We start from the raw sequence: 19,648 nt of genomic DNA, 5'->3' as shown, positions 1-19,648 counted from the left end.
AGATCGAACCGCCCCGGACCTTGCAGTGAGACGATGTGTTGCAGCGTTGGGGTTCGAGTCGCCTTGAAGGTCAGCACCTCGACATCGGGCTTGACCTGGTGTGTTGGCTTTGGGTGTTTGTCGGGATCGACACAAACCGATTCCCAACGCGGCCTGCGCCTACGGGGCGCCATCACGCTCGGCGGATAGCCACTTTAGCTGGACAAGGCGGGTCCCGGGCTGACGGCCCGGGACCCGTCTGGTGCCGGAGCTCCTTTAGCTGGCCCACCTGTCGGCCATGAGGTGCCTACGACGCCAATGCCACCGGCTGCTTCGCAATGGCTGCCAGCGCGATACCCGAAGACGGCAGACTCAGGCGGGCGCCGCCGTACTTGGTGTACCGGCGGAGGAACGCCTCTTCGCCGCCTTCGAGTACCTGCCGGATGTGCGTGCGGATGTCCTCGGCGTCGATCGAACCCTGGGCGAGCACTCGTACCTGGTCGTTGCCGGCGTCGAGGACGACGACGAGTTCGGCGTCGCCGAGCACAGGGATGTTCGGGTTGTGCGTGGCGGCGATGATCTGCCGGTTGCCTCCGCTGGGAGAGATGGCCTTCTGGCTACGAATCATTTGGACCACATCGTCAAAACTAAACCGATTGTCGAGGTCGTCTTCAGGCTGATCGAGGATCATGCATCGACCGTCGATCGCGAAGATGAGCAGCAAGATCGCGGTAGCCCGTTGACCAGCCGATAGGCGATCGAGGGTCTTGGCCTCGCCGTCGACGTGCAGCCGGATGTCGACTCGATCACGGGGTGCGAGGATCTCCAGCTCGCTGATGCGGTCAGCGTTCTCGTCGGTCAGCCAAGTCCAGATCTTGTTCGCCTGCGCGACGGTCACATCGAACTGCTGGGTCAGCTTAGCTGGGCCCTCGGTGACTGCCGACGCGATGATGCTGCCGTCGGCTCCGTCTGTCATGGCGATCGCTTCGATCGCCGCGCCGCTGGCTCCGCTACCCTGCAGCAGCTGGCGCAGGTCTTCGGTGAACCGGTGCCGGTCGCCGTGGGCGACGATAGCCACCTCGACCCGACCGCTCAGCTGAGAGTTGATTCTAGCCGCAGCGTCTGCACGGACCTGGCTCTCACGTGCGCGGGCCTTGGTCAGCTCGTCGAGCAAGCCGAGGCGCGCATTGCGCAGTGCTGTGCCAGCGGGCACTTTGCGCTCGAGGGTGGCCAGCTGGTCCCGTAGCACGGTGCGGTCGGATGACAGTTTCAGAGGCCGTTCCGGGTCTAGCCTCTCAGCGTGCAGCTCCTGTTTGATGTGGTTGAGTTCGTCCGCCAGCGGCAGGACCCGGGCGGCGTGCTCGGCGCGCAGTCCTTCGATAGTCTCGTTCGCTTCAATCAGGGCCGCGATGATTTGCTGCTCGGCCGTCGTGATGGCGGTTGTGACCTTGCTCAAGGCCTGCTCGGCCACGCCGGTGAGATCATCTGCGCGCCCGGTGAGGTCCCCCCGCTTGTTATCGATCGTCTCCTGTAGGTCTTGCAGCGCCTGCCGCCAAGGATTGCCGATGCCCGATGTCTGTGAGGTGAAGTCACAGGCGGAAGTCAGAGACCGTTCGATGGTCTGCAGCCGGTCATGCGTAGCCAGCTTGTCCATCGCGCCGGTCTGCTGAAAGAGGTCCAACTCATGGGTCAGCTTCGCGATTTGGCTCTCCAACTCGGGACGCTTGGCCTGTTCCAGCACATGCTTTCGCAGCTCAGCGCCGTTGGTGCGCAGCCGGCGGCGCACATCGTCGACTTCGCGCTCGGCGGCCTTGACCTCGTCGCCGATGAGCCGGTCGAGCAGCTGGCGGCGGTAGTCGACCTCGCCACTGACCTGGTCGATTTCCCGCTGCAGCAGAATGATCGGTTCCCGGTCCGGGCCGAAGGCGTCGCGTGGCGCGATGTCGACCTGCCCCCTGTCAGGGTCAAACACGCGCGGGCTCTCGCCCAGCACCCGTTTGACGATGTAACGACGGGTCGGGCCGGAGTCGCTGTGGCGTTCGATCTCCAAGGTCACGCGTCCGCCGCTGCCCAGTGCGTGCTTGACAAGCTCGTCGCGCCGCTTCTGCTCGCAGAACGGCTCGAGGGCCAAGCCGTAACGGATGGTCTCCAGCAGTGCCGACTTACCGGTTCCGCGACCGCCGATGAGCGTGTTGAGGTGGGCGTCGAACACCAGCTGGGTGCCGGCCAGGAAGCCGCTCCCCTCGATCGTGATCGAGATGATGCGCGGGTTATAGGGCAGGACCGGGGCGACCGTGCGTACGCGGGTCTCGGGGTCGTGGAGCGCTAGGCGCATCGCTTCGAGGCTTGTGGAGCTGAGCTTCAGCCAGGTACCGCGCACCGTGCCGTCGGCCAGCGGCTTGCCGCCGATGTCATCGATAGAGCGGGGATCGCTGAACTCGACCTGGGCCAGGTGGTCCCAGCGGTGGCTGATCCCGGTGCTACGCAACTTGGGCAGCGCACCGCCGGCGTGGTCGAGACCATCGACGTCAGTCTCCGCGATGAGGCGAGCGGCTAGGTTGGCGCCCATCGCGGCCACGATGCCCTTCTTGGCGTCGCCGTGCGCGGGGATGATCAGGCAGCCGAACCGCTCGCGCAGCTGACGCAGAGCCTCAGCCGGTGGCTTCTGCAGTTCGATCTCGCGGTGCGTGCGGCCCTTCCACAGCGGCGTGGAGGGATCCCGGTCGAGCGACTTCAGGTAGTCGTTGATGGCGGCGGGCGGCGTGTATTGCGGGAACACCACGAGAATGTGCACGCCCTGCCTTCCCTCGGCAAGGTTAAGTTCAGCACCGGGCAGCACGATGATGCCCTGCTTGGCGGCCTCCTCCTTGATCAGGTCATACCAAGGGAGCCTGATGCCGTTGTAGTCAGTGATCGCAGCGATCTCGATGCCGGCGTTGCTGAGCCGGTCGGCGTACGCCGTCGCCAGCTTGCGCTGGTCGTCAGGGCCGTCGTAGCTCATGCCGTCGAACCCGGCGAAGCTGTCCACACCGGGGGTGTGCAGGTGGAAGTCCACTCTGCGCCACCGAGAGCCTCCGTTGGTCATCGGTCTTCCCTTATTCCGCGCAGGTCGAAGCCTGCTGTCGACCACATGCCGTGGCGGAACGGAGGGGTATCCCGAGTGTCGGGCGCCGTCGCGACGTTAGGGGCTGGCGTGATCGGCCAGTCGGCCGTAGATGCTAGACCATCGCGGCATGTAGTTGCGAAGCGGTTTACACCGACAAGATCATCATTGCCCTGTTGAGACTCGGATTGAATGCCAGAGCGACACGATCGGCAATGCTGGCGAAGTCGGTCGCGCCGCCACATGTTTGTAGGAGACTCCTTGAACCGGTCGTCTGGTCGAGGAAACTGCCGGCCCCAGGGTCATGCGAGCTGCACGACAACCGCAGCGGCAGCATCGCCCTCTGCCTCGACGGCCGGCACCCCCGGCCGGACTCGACAGCACCCCGGACGGCAGCCGATCAACGACGAGGAGGTGTCACCTCGATCGCAGCGGCTCTGAGCTTCCTCGCCCTTCCCGCTCAGGACCGAGCGGCCGCGGGTGGCCTCGCCACGCTAAGGATCACCGTCCTCCCTGTCGACCCCGACTTGCCAGCGCACCTGGTACACAACCGCCGGGCCATCCGCGTCTCAGTGTCCGAACTCGCATCCGCGGTCATTGGCGGCCGTGCGATGGCCCGCATTGCCGTAATCAAGGCAATCCAAAGCAGCCAGCGTCATGGCCGTCTCCCCGCCGACGGCAGGCTGCGCATGGCCTCCGCCATCGGGACCCTCGCGGCGGCGCGCCACCGGCCGTGCCTCGGCGTGCTCTAGTTCACCGGCGGGTGGAGGCCGCAGCGTCGGTCGAGTTCGTAGCGCTGCCGGCCGCTGAGGTAGGCACACCCTCTGGAGCGTTTCCGTGACGGGCTCCGAGCCCTGTCCGAGTCCGTCGCCGACAGCTAGGAGGATGTACACCCCGAGCAGGCGGCGAGAACATCCCACTGGGTCGCCGCCCGCTCCACGTCCTCGCCCGTACCAACGTGACGACTCGGATCTGTGGCCGGTCGGGCGAGGGCTCCTGTCGGCCGAGTCAGGGCAGATCCGGAACGGCGGGTCGAAGGGCAAGAGCGGGAGGCAATTGATCCGCGTCGGCATCCCGAGACCTGGCCTGCGACCCTTGCGACACGTCGGTGGACGGATCCGCGGCGGGTTCTGGAAGTTGTGGCAGGCCCGGGTCGTACTCGTGATAGTGACGTGGGCACACCCAGAGCAGTTCTCCAGACGGCGCCTGTACCCGGCGCAGATCGCCGAACGCTCGGCCCTCGTCGTACTTGAAGAGCAACGCCCGAAGGCTGCGGAGGGCCTGCCCCTCCGCCTTGGTGAGTTCGTTGTTGGGCATCCCTTCGAGGCGCTCCTGGCGCTCGACCTCGGAGGGCAGACGGTCGGTGATCACCTTCATGAGCTCGATCCGCTTCGACAGATCCTCGGCCTGCTGCTTCGGCAGCGTCATGCCCGAAACGGCAGCAACGATGGGCACCACCAGCCGGAGTGTCTTGAGCACGAAGTTGGCGTACGGGGTCAGTCTCGCCACCCACTCGCGCTCCTGCCTCAGCTCGTAGGTGGCCGGTTGCCACGGGTGCCACTCCCCTGGGTGTTCACACCAGAGGGTGAGATAGACCAGCTGGAACGTGATGCGCCGTTGTCTGACCAGACCTGACGGGTTCAGTGGCTCCGTGTTTCCCGGCGGCGGTGCCAGGGTGAACATTCTGGGGCAGTCGACCACCTCGGTTGAAACAACCTTGAGAACGCGGCGAAGCGAATCAGCGCTTTGCGCGGCGAAGACCTCGACCCGCTGCACGCCGCCCTCGATGCGCTCTATGCCCCCAGAGATCGCCCCCAACTCTTCGTGCAGTGCCTCCAGCTGCGCTCGGATCTCGGCTTGGGAAGAGGTGAAGCCGGTAAGCAGGGTAGAGATGTCGTGATCGACATCGCAGTCGAGGCAGTCTCGGGTCGTCTTTCCGCGCTCTCGCCGGCGCAGTAGGCCGTTGAGGGGGAATTCCCCGACGCAGCCAGGAGTGGGACAGGGAATCAGGAACTGGTACTGCAGACCGGGCCAGCGCCGCGCCAGCAGGTGCTCCATGCTGTCGCGAAGCACGTTGAAGAACAGGTCCGGCGACGGGGCACGCACCTGAAGCAGGAGCCGTCCGTCCTGTTGCAGCTCAATGAGCGCTTCGGACGCGTAGGCGGCAGTCGGGTGGCGCAGGAAGACACCGTTTCGCCAGTGCTTGCCGACGGAGGCATTGTGATGCCGGACGGTCATCCACGCGATCAGACCCGGTGCTGGCTCTTGGAGCTTGCACACCAGCGTCACGGTGCGCATGTTCGATGGTGCCGGAGTCTTGAATATCCAGGGCAATACGGGTCTTGAGTGCGGGACGAGTTGCGCGATGAGGCTCTTTTCTTCGTGATCCTCTAGGCGGTAGGAGATATCGAACTTCTCCATGAGTCGAAGGAAGTAGGGGTGATGACGCACAGGGTACGACTCTCCCCGGTCGTGGTCCTGCCAAATCGCGCGCAGGCGAGCATGGTCGAGGACTCCCTTCGCCTCTCGCGTCGCAGAATCCTCAAGGACGTACGCGATCGCCTTTGTGAGCCATTCGGGGTTCAGGACCACAATGTCCTTCAAGCCCTCGTCGTCACCGTAGTAAATGATGTGCCCGAGGTCGTGCAGCAACTCCGCTAGCGTTGTGGTCTCCTCGTCGGTGAGATGCTGCTCACGGCACGTCTTGACGAAGTCGGACCAGGATATCTGCGGCTCGCTCTGGTAGCGCGACAGGATGTCGTCCCGCGCGGCGATCCAACGCGGGCTCAGCATCCGCCCCATCTGCGGAAGCGCTGCGGCCTCCTTCGCCACCTGCTCTCGTAGCTCCGCTATCCCCTTACCGCTCTGGTTGTCGACGCTGAACTGGCCCGCCAACATGTTGGGGAATCCCTGCTTCAGTTGCTCGAAATCGACCTCGGGGTTGCGCTCGTCGCAGTGCGTCGGCACCAGGATTGCTCGGGCCTCATGGCCCACCCGGAGCCGTATGCGACCCAACCACCCCTCAACCTCGCCCTGCTCCTGTCCTTGGCGAGCATTCCAGACCAGGATGTAGAGAGCCCGTCGGCTGAAGAAGAACTGATGGGTGATCCGGTAGACCTCTTGGCCCCCGAAGTCCCAGGCTCGCACCATCATGTCGAGATCAAGGTCGGGATGCGGCAGGACGAGAGGGTGAATCTCCAGACCGTGGGTGGTTTCGCGGTTTAGCACGAAGGGTTCACCTCGAAGCGCGGCCAGCAGGGAGGTCTTCCCGACTGCTCCCTCGCCTACCACCAGGACCTTGGCTTCGTAGTGAGGTACTGCGTCCTCCAGGCTTCGAAGGTAGGCGGCCAATGCGTCCAGGCCGCGAGTAAGCAGATCCGGCAGCGGGTCGGAGAGCGGGTTGCGGGAGAGGGACAGCGAAATCGATCTACCGAGCAGTTGAACCATTTCGCGTGGCAGCTCGCGGATCTGGTTCCCGTCCAGTTCTAGTTTGTCCAGCTTGGTTAGTAGACCGATTTCTGGCGGCAGCTCGGATATCTGATTGTTGCTGAGATACAGGCGCCGCAAATTGGTGAGCCTGCAGATGTCAGGCGGGATCTCGGTGAGCTTGTTGTTTCTGAGGTCAAGCTGTTCGAGGTTCCGGAGCCGGAACAACTCGGCAGGAAGATGCGCGATGTTGTTTCCGTCGAGATCCAGCTCGCGCAGCTCGGACAGCTTTCCAATCTCTGCCGGCAGCGTCCCGAGCTGATTGTCATCTAGGTAGAGTTCTTCGAGCTTCCGCAGCTCCCCAATCTCCTTGGGAAGGGACGAGAGGCGGTTGCTGCGAACGTCCAGTTCGGTAAGGTTGATCAGGTGGCCGATGCCGGCCGGCAGGGTTTCCAGTTCGTTGTGGATGAGGTAGAGCCGGTCAAGGTCGCCAAGTTGGCTGATTTCCGCCGGCAAACTCTTCAGTCCCCATCCGGAGAATCTTACAAACCCTTCCTTCCGGGCACGGTTCGCGTCTGCGGCAGTGAACGTGCGCTCGGTGTGGTCCGCCTTGCTGATGACTCCCCCTCATTCCGAGGTGTCCACGGTTCATCATGATTCGGACTTGGGCAAAGCCCAGCCCTCTGTGGTGTCAGGATTTGACGTCGACCGTAACGAATGGCGGTAGTTACAGTCGACCCGCGTGACGAGGATGGCCTGTCAGCTTCCTGACAGCGTTGCGACTGGCCAAAAGCGTCAAAGGCACCCGCAACACAACGAGTCGGATCTGCGACCGACAATCAGGCACCAACGACCGGACCGGAGTCCACCGGAGTCGGAGTGCGGAACGGACGTTCACGGGTGTCCACATGCGGTCGCGGTAAGTGGACTATCGTTCGGCCCCGCACCCAGCCCGAGCGGACGCTGCAGCAGGGGTCCTGACCGAGCGGCCGCGTGTCGCCGTGCCGAATAGCTCATCCGCAACGTGTAGATCTGTCAGGCCGTGGAGGGTTCCACCGCTCAGGCCGGCTGGGTCAAGTCCCGCTAGCTCGGCGGCGTTTGATGGTGTCAGCCCCGCCTGCCGGAGCGAGAGCGAGCGAGAGGCCGCCCATGTGCGTCTCGCTCACTGAAGGGGTCATCGCGGCAATCGGACGCGAAATTCGTGTCGGTGCGTCGCACTATGGTGGGTGCCGCTCGGCCTTGAAGATCGCCGGTGCCGGCTTGCAGCAGGAGGAGCGCAGGATGCCCATCCGCCAGGATCGCCCGGTCGATGTAGCCGTCTGTGACGACGAGGGCCGTGGCGGCGCTCAGAACTCGAGCGGGCGGACGCCAGATTCACACCGCGACGCCCTAGCGGTACTGCTGACGCAGCTCGCCGAGGACAACAGCACTCTGCGAGGCATGCAGTTCGAGAGTATCGTGCGTTTCTGGCTCCAGGCCGATCCGGTGTATGCGCCGCAGGTGGCCCGGATCTGGCGGTGGGAGCAGTGGCCGGGTGCTGATGGCCCCGACATGGGCGTCGACCTGGTGGTCGAGACCGTCACCGGCGCGTTGTGGGCGGTGCAGTGCAAGGGATATGCCGCGACGAGCTCAGTCACCAAGGCAGACATCGATTCTTTCCTGTCTGCCTCCGCGACGGGTGAGTTCGCTCAGCGGTTGCTTGTCATGTCGACGGACCACCTCGCCCGCAACGCCCACCGCACTGTTCTGAAGCAGTCCACCCCGGTCACCGTCGTCGGGCTCGCCCAGCTGGAGGCGTCACCGATGCGCTGGCCGAGGACACTAGCCGCGCTTCACGTGGCCGACCCCGCAGCGTCGCTGCGTTCAGCACGGCGCGCTTTGCGCGAGCACCAGCTCACAGCGGTGGACGACGTCGTTGTTGAGCTGGATCGCCAGCTTGCTTCGGGCGGGAGCGCCCGCGCGTGCCTTGTGATGGCATGCGGCTCGGGCAAGACGCTAACTTGCCACGGCATCGCCGAACGTATCGGCGCCCGTAGAACCCTGGTCCTAGTGCCCAGCTTGGCGTTGATGTCGCAGACGCTTAGAGAGTGGTCGGCTCAGTCGACCGGCCACATTCAACCGGTCGCCGTGTGCAGCGATGACACAGTCGCCAAGGCCGCCGGTGACGACGCCGACATCTCCGCGGCCGAGCTGGCAATCCCGGTGCTCACCGACGCCCGCGAGTTGGTCGCTCGCGTACACGCCGCAGCCAGCGATACTCGGCCCCTGGTCGTTTTCTCGACGTATCACTCGAGCCCGGTCGTCGCCGAGGCTCAGCGGGTGCTCGCCGCGGCCGGCACGCCGACGCCCTTCGATCTCGCGGTCGCGGACGAGGCGCACTACCTCGCCGGAAGATGCCCGCCGGCGTTCGGCACCATCCTGGACGGCGATCGCATCACAGCGACCCGGCGAATCTTCGCGACAGCGACGCCAAAGGTCGTCCACCCGCGGGTCGCCGCCCGGGCCAAGCAGATGGATCTGCCGGTTACCAGCATGAGCGACACGGCAGTATTCGGTCCGGTCGCGCATCGGCTCAGCTTCGCCGAGGCGATCGGCCTGGGGCTGCTGGCCGACTACCAGGTGCTCGTCCTTGGCGTAGACCCCGACCGCCCAGCGGACAACGTCGCAGCGGCGTTGTCCAACAGGTACCTCGTCGATGCGGCCGGGCGTACCGTCGACGCCACCGCGTTCGCTGCCCTGGTCGCCACCGGCCGCGCCTTCCGCGAACGGAAAGTCCGCACCGCGCTCAGCTTCCACACCACCGTTTCCCGGGCCCGGGAGTTCGCCAGCCTCCTCGGCAACCTGGATGCGACCGCGCCCGCAGCCTCACCGGGCCCCATCAACGCGGCCCATGTCAGTGGTGCCATGCCCACTAGTCAGCGGGCTCGCCTCATACGCCACCTTGCCGCGACCGGAACGGCTGACGGGGCCGAACGGGCGTTGTTGGCCAACGCGCGATGCCTCATCGCTGGGGTCGACCTGCCGGATCTGGACGCGGTCGTGTTCGCCGACCCTCGCCGCTCGACGATCGAGATCGTACAGGCGGTGGGTCGTGCCCTGCGTCGGACTACCGGGAAGGACCGCGGCCTAATCGTCCTGCCGGTCGTTCTGCGAGCAGACGACGACCCCGACACCGTCCTGTCCAGCAGCGCCTTCGAGGCGGTGTGGCAAGTCATTGCAGCGCTCCGCGACCACGATGAACGTCTTGCAGAAGAGTTGGACGAGTTACGCACCACGCTTGGTCGCGACCGGAAGATCCCCGGGGGATCCCTCCGGCGGCTGATCATTGACCTGCCGATCTGGAACTCGTCCGACCTTGCCGAACAGCTCAGGATCAAGGCCGTCGAAGTAGCCTCCAGCGGCTTCTACGAAGGGCTCGGCCGTCTCCAGTCGTATGCCCGCGAGAACGGAAGTGCCCGCGTTCGGCAGAGCTATGTCACCGCTGACCGGTTCAGCCTCGGCGCCTGGGTGACGCGCGTGCGCGGAGAGCACCGCGCCGGCCGGATGTCGAGCGTCCGGGCGGCGGAATTGCAGGCGCTGCCCGGGTGGGTCTGGGACACCCGGGAGGCCGACTACGCAGCCGGTCTCAACGCGCTGGCCGAATACGTGGCCGAGTTTGGCGATGCCCGCGTCCGAACCGACTACGTCACGGTCGACGGTTTCCCACTCGGCCAATGGGTGCAGGTCCGTCGACTCGATCGCAAGATCGGTCGACTTTCCAGCGAGCGCATAGCCCAACTGGAGGACTTTCCCGGTTGGCTCTGGAACGTTCAGGACTCCCGCTACGACGCGGGATATGAGGCGTTGTTGGCCTTCGTCGCCGAGCAGCACCACGCGCGTGTGCCGGCTCGTTATGTCACCGCAGAGGGCTATCAGCTCGGTACATGGGTGAGCAAGCGGCGTGAGAACCGGAAGCGCAACAGGCTCTCGGCCGAGCAGGTGGCACAGCTAGAGGACCTGCCCGGCTGGCGATGGGAAGTGTTCGACGAAGGCTTCGAAACGGGACTGGCCGTGCTGACGGCCTACGCCCACGACCACGGCCACACACGCGTCCCGGCGAGCTACGTCACCGCCGACGGGTTCAAGCTCGGCCAATGGGTCGTGGTGCGCCGTCAGGACAAGACGAACGGCAACCTTTCCGGTAGCCGGGCAAAGCAACTGGAGGCGCTCCCCGGGTGGTCGTGGAACACACGTAACGAGCGCTTCGAACGGAACCTGGCTGCCCTCGCTAGCTATGTCGCCGAAAACGGCAACGCAAGGGTGCGCCTGGACCACGTGACGCCCGACGGCCTCGAACTGGGAAAGTGGATCACCAAGCAGCAGTCCGCATACAAGGCGAACAGGCTGGCGCAAGAGCGGATCGCCGCGCTGGAGGCTTTTCCCGGCTGGTCATGGAGCCGACACCAAGCCAGGTTCGACGAAGGCCTGAGCGCCCTGCGTTCCTACGTCGAAGTCCACGGATCTGCCTGCGTCCCCCAGGGGTATGTCGCGGCCGACGGTTTCGCGTTGGGCACGTGGGTCAACGGCCGTAGGCAGGACTACAAAAAGGGCGTCCTCTCTGACGAGCGCGCTGTGCAACTGGAGAGCCTGCCCGGCTGGCGCTGGACGGTGCAGCGTGAGACCCGCGCCGCCAGCTTCAACGACGGGATGGCGGCCCTGCTCGGTTACGTTGCCGGGTACCACCATGCTCGCGTGCCTGCCGCCCATGTCACCGAGGGAGGCTTCAGGCTCGGCGCCTGGGTCAGCAGGCAACGCGTCCAGTACAAACGCGGTGACCTTCCGCCTGGCCACATCAGAACCCTCGAAGCTCTTCCGGGGTGGAGATGGAACGCTAGGCGCAACCACAGGTAGCTTGATCTTGACCTGTTGGGTGGCGGCATCGACCCCGGCTGATCATGGGAACAGCCCTTGCGTAGGGAAGAAATCAAGAACCAAGGGCTGTCTGGTGATCAGTCTGCACGATGCCGGGACCGGAGGAGGTCGGGCGGTTGGCCGCGTTCCGGCGGGAGTTGCACCGCTATAGGTTTCCTGGCCAGACCCGTCGCTCCACCCGCGTTCGAGTGCCGAACGGGTGCGCACGGCGGGATCACGTAAGTGCTCCTCGACTAGGCAGCGGCATGCGTCTGCTACTAGTTACGCGGCCATGTGCGGCCAGGCGTCAGCCATCCCCTGAATCCCGGACCGTTGCGACGAAGTCGATGTGCCGGAGCCGGCTGCGCCCGCGGCCCAGCGGCAATGACTCGGCTGCCAGACGGGAAGCTGCGTTGTCCGGCACTTGATTCGGGAGCTGGCGAGGCTGGAGCGGATTCCCGCCCCGGCCTCAAGCCAAGACATACCGCTGCTCTACCAATTGAGCTACATCCCCACGCGGTGGACCGGATGAGGCAGAACCCGAACCGCATTCCCGCAGCTCAGGGGCCGATAGTGACCGTGTCGGCGGTTCGCAGACGGTTGCCGTGAGGCCCGTCGCGCACCCGTGATACTTGGATGCGTTAGTTGCCCGCCTACTGTTCTGCCATGGATTGGCACAACACGTAGGCGGGCCGGCGTACTAAAGGCGTCTGTACGGCGGTTCACATCGGCCCGGCTTCGGTTAGCTGGAAACTTGCCGGAACGCGGAGCCTTTCGCCGTTCGCGCCTCGACCTTTTCGATGATGCGGTCGACGACCCTGGACGGGTCTTTCCACTTCATCGCGAGCCGATCGTGGTCCATGCCATGCTCCGCGACGATGTCACGAAGCTGTTCTAGGTCGAGTTCAGCCAGCCTCGTCCGCAGGCCGGCCTCACCTTGTTCGCCGAACACAGCGAACGGGTCGAGGACACCAGGAGCTCGGCGTCCGCTTCTCCGTGTAGGGGTAGCTGAGGCGGTCGGGGCCTCCGAGGCAAGAGCGCGTTGGAGGGCACTGGCGAACCGTCCGGTGCGGATTGCTTCGTCGGCTACCACCGAGAGGAGCCGGGCGAGCGGCACGGCAACCTCTGGACGTGCTGTGGCGAGTTGCGACAGCGAATCGGAGGCGGCCTGGAGTGCGCCAGAGATGTCATCCGGAGCGGCTTGGCTGGTCATGCGGCTTCCTCTACAGCGTCGATAAACTCTTTGGCCAGGTCACGGAAAACCTCGTAGCCACCCTGGTACTGGTATTTCTGGCGCAGTGTCGATGTTGAGGCAAATTCGGCCGAAGCCGCGATCGCGTTGCCTTCGGGGATGACCGTCTCGAACACGGGCGGCAGTTCTTCGTCGTTCAGTAGCCGGTCGATCGTCGTGCGGTGAACCGTCGATGCAGCACGATACTTCGTAACAATGATACCGATTTCATGAATTGTTTCCCCAAGGTTGTCGGCGAAAGCTTTGACCCTGGCCTGGATCTGTGGAATGCCGTACGTTGAGAGAACGTCCGGGATTGTTGGGATGATATATCCGTCCGAGATGCGAAGCCCATTGAGTGTCACGATGCCGAGGTTCGGAGGGCAGTCAACCAGGACGAAGTCGTAGTTGCCGAGGATCGGCCGAACTGCTCTTCGTAACAGGTCGGTGGGGTTGTTCGAGTAGAACCGTCCGGATGGCATCGACGCGAGCCGGTCTTGCACATCGATGAGGTCTAGCGATGAAGGAAGCAGGTCGACAGTCCGCACCTCGGAAACCGGACTCACCTTGCGCTGAAGCGCAGCATCGAGGTCGAACTTCGCCGACTCGCCGTCAGGGCGCAGCGCGTCCGTGAAGAGGGTGACCAGCGTGTGTTTCTGCGCATTCAGGTCACGCCACCGGTCCTCCCCGATGAGAACGGTGGTTGCGTTCGTCTGAGGATCCAAGTCGATGACAAGAACCTTCTTGCCAAACTCGGCGGACAGCATTTCGGCCAAGCCAACCGTCGTGGTGGTCTTTCCGACACCACCCTTGAGATTGATCGTCGAAATTACGTGTGCCATATGCCTGTTCCTCCGCCGAAGATATCGCCTGACAGCATCACGCGCGAAGACCGGCCCCGCGCGCAGCTCCGCTATAGGAGCCGGAAAACGTTCGTCCCGCGCCCGCCAGTTGGAGACCACCGTGCGGCTGACGCGAGCAAGCTCAGCGATCTCCGCCAAGCCGACGAGATCAGCATCGTCAGCAACCACCGCGCTCCCCCTGTGAATGACGTTCACGCCACCGAACCCAAGTGTGTACGTCATTCACGCCTTCGTCAAGGTGGTCCAGCGCGGAGGAATGTTCGACGATGACGTTGAGCTCGACTTCGCCCCGTCCGCTGGTGTAGGCGCTCACCGCCGGATCGGCGCCTGGACCATCGTTGGCCTTGATGCAGGAGTAGTCGCCCAGCGTTGGGTACGACCGGACTACAGCGCGAGATCCTTTCCGAGAGAAGCCGACGCGGCCAGTTCCCTCGGTAGGTCGCACAGGGCGAAGGTCATAAGCGGCAGCGCCTGCTCGAAGCGCTAGTACTGAGCCATTTTCATCGTGGGTAGCGGGCGTCTTCGGCGGCTTGGAGGACGAGGCTGGCCTGCAAGGTCGGGGTGGCGCGGCGGGGGCAGCAGCGTAGTTTGGTCAGGATCTTCCAGGTCTTGAGGGTGGACACGGCGCGTTCGCCGAGAGCTCGGATCTTGGCGTGGTGCCGGTTGACGGACTTCTGCCGGCGGGACAGGCGGGTGCGGCGGCGTTTGAACGGGGTCCAGACGGTGCCGCGGGCGCCTTGGTAGCCCTTGTCCGCGAAGGTCAGCACGTTGCTGCTGGTCAGTGCCTTGATCAGGCCGTGGGTGCGGGCGGCGTCAGGTCATGGACCGAGCCGGGCAGGGCGGGCGATGCCCAGACCAGCCGCCCGGCGGCGTCGGCGAGGACCTGGACGTTCACGCCATGACGCTTGTGCTTGCCCGAGTAGTAGGGCCGCTGGTCGGCGACCCGGTCGATCGGGATCAGCGTGCCGTCGAGGATCGCGTACGCCAACCGGGTGTGGCGCATCACCGCGTTGAGGTCGTCGGCGCACGGGCGAGCAGGTCGACGGCCTCGCGCAAGTAGCGCCACACGGTCGCCACCGACACCGCGAAGCCGGCCGCCAGCCGGGTGAGGGTGTCGCCGTTGCGCAGGTGGGCCAAGGCCATCAGCGCCTGCTGCCGCGCGGGCAGCCGACGCCAGCGGCCGCCCAGTGCGCGGCGCCGGTCGCGGATCAACTCGGTCAAGCGGGTCAGGCTGCGCGTGGACAGCGGGATGCTGGCAGGATAGGTCAGCAACGAAGCTCCCGTACTGGGCGGTCGTTCTTGGTCGACTGCTGTCCTACCGGGAGCTTCGTCCTATCTGGAGCAACGACACGCCGCTGCGTACCTGCTCAGGCCTCCCTGATCACGATGAAAATGCTCACTCAAGATGGTGCGCTGTCCGTCGATCGTCGTCGTCTCGTAGCGGCCAGTCGAGTGTCTGCGGCAGCGCGTCCCACAGTGCGGCCGGCTCGACGACGTTAGCCTGCTTGTCCCAGGTCGGCGACCCTAGAACGTCGGAGAGACGGACGAAGCTTCCCCGTGACACCTCCGCGAACTTGGCTCTGCGTCGATGTCAGTGGCTCCCGCCATACTTGTTGCATGACCGATCTTGCGTACATGGTCCGAGAGGACTGGGCTCAGCAGGGCACGGCGATGGTTTCAAGTAGCGCTCGCATCCGCGAGTGGCTCGGCGACGGACCCGTGGTCTTCGCAGTCACCGACAAGAGGAAGTTCAACGGCGCCCACAGCGCCGATCTTGAGGCGGCAGAGTACATCGTGGGTCGTGCGCGGCACCACGTCGTTGACATTGCTGACCTCACGCGTCTCGCAGACGATGACCGACTGGTCAATGTCGCGGTCGTGGTGCTGCATCCGTTCGATCAGCGGGACTGCGAGGCCCTCAGCGAGATGATCGGATCTGAAGCGGCCAGCCGCGTGTTCGCTCTGATCTGGTCTCCACGAGACATCATCCGCGCTTGGCTGGACGGACACGGTGCTGTCGACCTGCACACCGGAACGCCCTGTCCTGCGCCCGACCCACTCCAGGTGGCCGCCGCCAAGCTGATGGTCGCCGAGCAGTACAACGGGCTGAGTTCCGGTCGCGGCAAGGACGCTGTCGTCCAACTGCTGAGGGCCTTCACCGGCTCGGGGTACCCGCTCGATGGGGACGCCTGGCTCCGGGCGTTCTTCGCCGCGGGCGGAGCCTTCCGTCACGCTGAGTCATTGGTGAAGTTCGTCAAGGAGATGAAGGCCGGCACCAAGCACCGCGTCAAGCCTCGGTTTCGCGATGACATCCTCGACATCCTGCGAGAGCGGGTGACAGGTGCAGGTCGATCTCCAGGGCAGGATACATCCCAAACCTGCTCCCAACAAAGGCGGCTGGCCATAGCGGCTGACCTGCCCATTTAGGAACGCCTAGATCGCCGACCAGCGTGCCGCTGGCACGGTAGGGGCGAACGGTGGTCCTGCACCTGCTAGTGGGTATAGGGCGAGACCCGGCCGCACCGCCGGAGCGTTGCAGCGCCGTCGACGCATGCGTTGATCATTGGGGAGGGCGGCTCGTGCGGTGCGCCGCACGCGCATCAGCTGTCGTGGCTAGGCCGACCGCTCGGGTATCGGCCAGAGGGACTAAGGGCTTTATGCTGGCAGTCCCTGCTGCTGCCGGGAGGTTCTCCAGACGCGCTACGAGGAGCACCGGGCGACGTGCGGAAGGGCGGCAGCAAATTCCTACGGCGTGGGTTGGATCGCGTCCAGCCAGTCGAAGAGCTGGGTCGCAGCAAGCACGAGTTGGTTGCATTCGTCACGGTCGACCGCTTCACCCTCATGTGCGATCTTGTTTCGTAACTTCCTGAGCCACTTGGCCTTGATGAACAGCGCTTGGTTCGACAGCCTGAGGGACACCCCGAAGGCTGTTGATAAAACCGGCACTGCGGCAACCTCATACGCGGCGATCCGCCCGCCGATAGACACGGCTGCCCATCGAATCAGTCGTCCTCAGTGTTTGACGATGATCGCCCGAACGCCGTCGGCTGCCTCGATATTTCGCCGGAACTCGGCGCCGTCCCTGATACATCCGGACACGTCGTATACGACGAACACCAAAGCTCGGTAGGCCCTCCCGTAGGCAACTATGTCGGCGTTGATTTCATCGACGACCGATCCCATCTTTGACCTATCCTTGACGAGCTTAACCTCGATTGCCGTGAAGAGCTGGGGGAGACTGAAGTCGGGAATGACCTCCTTCGCGGAGTACTTGACGCGGCCTGACTCCCGGTCATAGTCAAGACCGTTCTCCATCCCCTTACCGATGAGAAGCTGTTCCACCACGCCCTGAACGTCCCTCTCCCTCTCAGGCATGTGAAGCATCGCCCTTCGAAGGTTCGTCTCCAGGAAATCTGCGATGCCGGAAATGCGTTCGGCTTTCGGGTTGACTGGGTTTAGCAGATAAGCGCGGAGAATCGACAGATTGGCTCGTACGTCTTCGAAAAGGGCTTGCTGCTGCATTGCTATCCTTGCAACCCCTGCCGTCCACAGCACCGACGCAAACGACGAGCGCCCCCAGCCCACTACCAGGATCACCGAGTCGGTAGAGACAGTTGATGCGGACTGCGTCGGTATCCTGACGGACTCGATCGCAATCTAGTGTCGCCCTACGTTATTACGGCTCGCCAGGCTGGCGGACCGCTAGGTACGGTGGATGGTGTGCTGCTAGAGCCTGGTTAGTTCGATCGCGTGCAGCCCGAAGCGGATCGAGCCCTTCCAGCAGATCGCTCAGCGTTGATGTACTCCTGAAGGGATCGATCACCGCCGCAGGCCGTCAACTTTGCGCGTGCCAGTAGAATTGCCGCGTGGCTGGATCGTTCTCCTGGGTAGACCTTGTGGCTCTCGTAGTCTCCACGGCCTCGCTCGGCATCACGATCGCCATCTTCTTCCTCGGGCGGCGCCTGTCGTTCCGACAGCAGCGTGAGCGGATTCGCGAGCTCGAAGCCAAAGCCTGGGAGGTACTCGGGCCAATTCGTAACGAAGGGCTCAATAGCAAGATTGTAGTCATGAATGTGGCTCGCTACAAGCGCGGTTACGACGGCAGTAACAAGATGACTTGGCGGGGGTACGCCTACACGGGACCGGAGTTGATCGAAATCGTCCACGGTGGTGTGGAGGTGGTAATTAAAGGTGTGAGCAGCTATTACGATGCTCAAGGACGACGCACTCTTGCCAAAACCGAAAACCCAGCGCCTACTGTCATCGAATCCGGGCATATTCCATGGGCCTGGATTGAGGACATCGCCCGAGATGGTGACGAGTTCGACGGCGCTCCTATCTTCTTCGTCCGTCACCGAGCGCCGGGCCGGCAACCGTACGACTTCATTACCTATCGCGAAGGACTGCCCGTGCCATTCGGGCTGAATAATCGTGACTATTACAGCCCGATCCCGGAGCTAGGAACGTGGCGACCGCGGTTCATTCGAGACTGGTTCCGCTTCGTGAAGCTCATGTGGCAAAACAGAAAGATGGAGGAAAACGTTCGGCGGGCATGCTACAGCCGTCTGGGACAGCCGCCCCCGAATCGGCAGTAGCCACCCCGGCGTCTTCACCGAGCCGTGACGCCGCCCGGATCTTCAGCGGAGGATGTATAGGCAGCCCGGCGGAGGATTTCGTCCAACTTCCGATGCTCAGGGCTTAGTAGAGCGCGGTAAGGTTTGCTGACTTGCACCATGCGCTTCACTGCGGCAGCTGGGGCCGCCACCGCAATTTGCTCCATCAGGTTCCACGCCATCTCATCGAAGACTATGCGGACAGCAGCATCGTCGCCGGCCGTGCAAAGTTCCTCGAGCTTTGGCATTCGTCGCGTAAGGGCCGGTGCCGAAACAGGATGCACCGATATCACGTCAACGGCCTGGCTTTCCGACTCTGGCAAGTTGTGCGCCTCCATTGCGTTCATCAGCGGGCTAACGTTTCCAGCTAGCATTGGGTCGTACAGGCCGGGGTACGGCATCTCCTCGTAACCGGGTTCGTGACCGGCAATGTAGAGTGGCGCAACGCCGCCGGACTCGGCGACGACGCCGAGCGCCAAGTCGAGCAGATTCACCGGCCAGCCCAGGTCTCGGATCATGCATAGCCGCATAACAGGCTTAGCCGACACCACCAGAGCCGCGAGCATAAGCTGTGCCGATTCCGCCGCAGACTGGGCGTAAAACAGCGTATCCGGCGAATGAAGCCTTACCAGGTTGCCGGTGCGACACCAGCGACGGAACCGCTGCAGGACAATCGAGTTGTCTACCACGTGCGTAAATCGGACGCCCGCACAGCCGATGTTGCCGCGCGCCGCCACCTGGCTCACCACCCACTCACCCATCCGTTTTGACTCTGCATAAATATCACTGCTGTACGGGCGCAACGCTTTCCCCGTCGACGCATATACGAAGTTTTTGGCGCCCGCACGTTCGGCCGCTTCGGCAACGTTGCGGGTGCCCATTACGTTGGTGTGAACGGTTCGGGCAACTTGGAACTCAGCCAAGCCGGGGTCACGCTGCGCGGCAAGGTGAAATACCGCCTCCGGGCGATGTTCGCGCATAAACGCGCTAACCGATTCGTAATCGCGAATATCCAACTGCAGGTACCTCACGCCTGGAACGGGCCGCGTAGGCGGTGTGATGGCTGCACTCATCAAGGCGACCGGTCCAAGGAGGTTGAGACGGCGCAGAAGGGCTGTACCGAGACAACCGCTACCCCCGGTCACGACAATCCGTCGGCCACGGACCGCCGCCATGACCGCATCTACCGACAAAGGTATTGTCCTTTTCCGGATGGCCACGTAGCGGCGTAGTTCCTCGACGTACCCGGAACGCGCTCGCAGCAACTCGGCGGTCAGCTCCGACAGTCGTCCGCGGTCAGCGGCGGAGACTTCTCTCTGGTGGGGAACAACCCCTACCATGCGTTGCAGGACTTCGTCCGTTGCCGACATTATGCGTCCTAGCTTTCTCTCACAGCTCGAAGCAGAGCCCCGTTCGCCTGGCGTCGCCGCTCAGGTGTGTCGCCTATATCCGCCCCTGCGCACAAATCGAGCGAGGTGCCGGGAGTTCAGGCGCGAGAATTATCCGCTCTAGACGGGCCGGGAGGCCGCTAGGTGCTGGTTGA

The 19,648-nt window shown here is 63.9% G+C and carries 10 protein-coding genes and 1 pseudogene; 3 read left to right on the top strand and 8 right to left on the bottom strand.

Annotation, left to right across the window (positions count from 1 at the left end; all coding sequences use genetic code 11):
• Window positions 1-286 precede the first annotated feature (286 nt).
• Together ABTW87_RS01980 and ABTW87_RS01975 are read right to left on the bottom strand one after the other, a co-directional pair.
• Window positions 287-3,064: a TrlF family AAA-like ATPase gene (locus ABTW87_RS01980; RefSeq protein ID WP_350647630.1), complete on the bottom strand. Its 2,778-nt coding sequence runs from the start codon at window positions 3,062-3,064 to the stop codon at window positions 287-289.
• Window positions 3,065-4,090: 1,026 nt separating this feature from the next.
• The gene (locus tag ABTW87_RS01975) at window positions 4,091-7,033 is read right to left on the bottom strand and encodes a COR domain-containing protein (RefSeq protein WP_502891519.1); all 2,943 of its coding nucleotides are present in this window, start codon (window positions 7,031-7,033) and stop codon (window positions 4,091-4,093) included.
• Between the two features lie 624 nt (window positions 7,034-7,657).
• Here ABTW87_RS01975 and ABTW87_RS01970 point away from each other — a divergent pair.
• Complete coding sequence (locus ABTW87_RS01970) at window positions 7,658-11,398, top strand: DEAD/DEAH box helicase (RefSeq protein WP_350647626.1); 3,741 nt, start codon at window positions 7,658-7,660, stop codon at window positions 11,396-11,398.
• A 742-nt stretch (window positions 11,399-12,140) separates the two neighbouring features.
• Here the strand turns inward: ABTW87_RS01970 and ABTW87_RS01965 are convergent.
• The 3 genes and pseudogenes from ABTW87_RS01965 to ABTW87_RS01955 all read right to left on the bottom strand — a co-directional run bounded on the left by ABTW87_RS01965 (window position 12,141) and on the right by ABTW87_RS01955 (window position 14,764).
• Window positions 12,141-12,611: a hypothetical protein gene (locus tag ABTW87_RS01965; RefSeq protein ID WP_350647624.1), complete on the bottom strand. Its 471-nt coding sequence runs from the start codon at window positions 12,609-12,611 to the stop codon at window positions 12,141-12,143.
• Window positions 12,608-13,714, bottom strand: coding sequence for a ParA family protein (locus ABTW87_RS01960; RefSeq protein ID WP_350647623.1), 1,107 nt, complete (start codon window positions 13,712-13,714; stop codon window positions 12,608-12,610). Before ABTW87_RS01960 ends, ABTW87_RS01965 begins: the two co-directional genes overlap by 4 nt.
• A gap of 278 nt (window positions 13,715-13,992) precedes the next feature.
• Window positions 13,993-14,764 (bottom strand): annotated as a pseudogene (locus tag ABTW87_RS01955) (transposase family protein).
• Between the two features lie 345 nt (window positions 14,765-15,109).
• Between ABTW87_RS01955 and ABTW87_RS01950 the strand changes: the two are divergent.
• Complete coding sequence (locus ABTW87_RS01950) at window positions 15,110-15,919, top strand: hypothetical protein (RefSeq protein WP_350647622.1); 810 nt, start codon at window positions 15,110-15,112, stop codon at window positions 15,917-15,919.
• Window positions 15,920-16,237: 318 nt separating this feature from the next.
• Here the strand turns inward: ABTW87_RS01950 and ABTW87_RS01945 are convergent, their stop codons facing one another.
• Window positions 16,238-16,480, bottom strand: coding sequence for a hypothetical protein (locus ABTW87_RS01945; protein WP_350647621.1), 243 nt, complete (start codon window positions 16,478-16,480; stop codon window positions 16,238-16,240).
• Window positions 16,481-16,504: 24 nt separating this feature from the next.
• On the bottom strand, window positions 16,505-17,014 hold the full coding sequence (locus ABTW87_RS01940; protein ID WP_350647619.1) for a PD-(D/E)XK nuclease domain-containing protein: 510 nt from the start codon (window positions 17,012-17,014) through the stop codon (window positions 16,505-16,507).
• Between the two features lie 344 nt (window positions 17,015-17,358).
• On the opposite strand from ABTW87_RS01940, the gene ABTW87_RS01935 reads away from it, so the two are divergent.
• Window positions 17,359-18,087 carry a hypothetical protein gene (locus tag ABTW87_RS01935; RefSeq protein WP_350647617.1) on the top strand — a complete coding sequence of 243 codons (729 nt, stop codon included), beginning with the start codon at window positions 17,359-17,361 and terminating at the stop codon, window positions 18,085-18,087.
• 14 nt (window positions 18,088-18,101) lie between these two features.
• On the opposite strand, the gene ABTW87_RS01930 is transcribed toward ABTW87_RS01935, so the two are convergent.
• Window positions 18,102-19,280 (bottom strand): NAD-dependent epimerase/dehydratase family protein, encoded by a 1,179-nt coding sequence (locus tag ABTW87_RS01930; protein WP_350648036.1) that lies wholly within the window; start codon window positions 19,278-19,280, stop codon window positions 18,102-18,104.
• Between the last annotated feature and the right edge of the window lie 368 nt (window positions 19,281-19,648).

Source organism: Micromonospora sp. NPDC126480, assembly GCF_040302465.1.
Classification (GTDB): domain Bacteria; phylum Actinomycetota; class Actinomycetes; order Mycobacteriales; family Micromonosporaceae; genus Micromonospora.
Note: the sequence above shows the minus strand (reverse complement) of the source record. Positions and strands in the feature narration are given on the sequence as shown.

Coding starts and splice junctions, on each gene's coding strand:
- ABTW87_RS01970 (WP_350647626.1), top strand. CDS start 7,658: ATGTGCGTCTCGCTCACTGAAGGGGTCATCGCGGCAATCGGACGCGAA.
- ABTW87_RS01950 (WP_350647622.1), top strand. CDS start 15,110: ATGACCGATCTTGCGTACATGGTCCGAGAGGACTGGGCTCAGCAGGGC.
- ABTW87_RS01960 (WP_350647623.1), bottom strand. CDS start 13,714: ATGACGTACACACTTGGGTTCGGTGGCGTGAACGTCATTCACAGGGGG.
- ABTW87_RS01940 (WP_350647619.1), bottom strand. CDS start 17,014: ATGCAGCAGCAAGCCCTTTTCGAAGACGTACGAGCCAATCTGTCGATT.
- ABTW87_RS01980 (WP_350647630.1), bottom strand. CDS start 3,064: ATGACCAACGGAGGCTCTCGGTGGCGCAGAGTGGACTTCCACCTGCAC.
- ABTW87_RS01930 (WP_350648036.1), bottom strand. CDS start 19,280: ATGGCGGCGGTCCGTGGCCGACGGATTGTCGTGACCGGGGGTAGCGGT.
- ABTW87_RS01965 (WP_350647624.1), bottom strand. CDS start 12,611: ATGACCAGCCAAGCCGCTCCGGATGACATCTCTGGCGCACTCCAGGCC.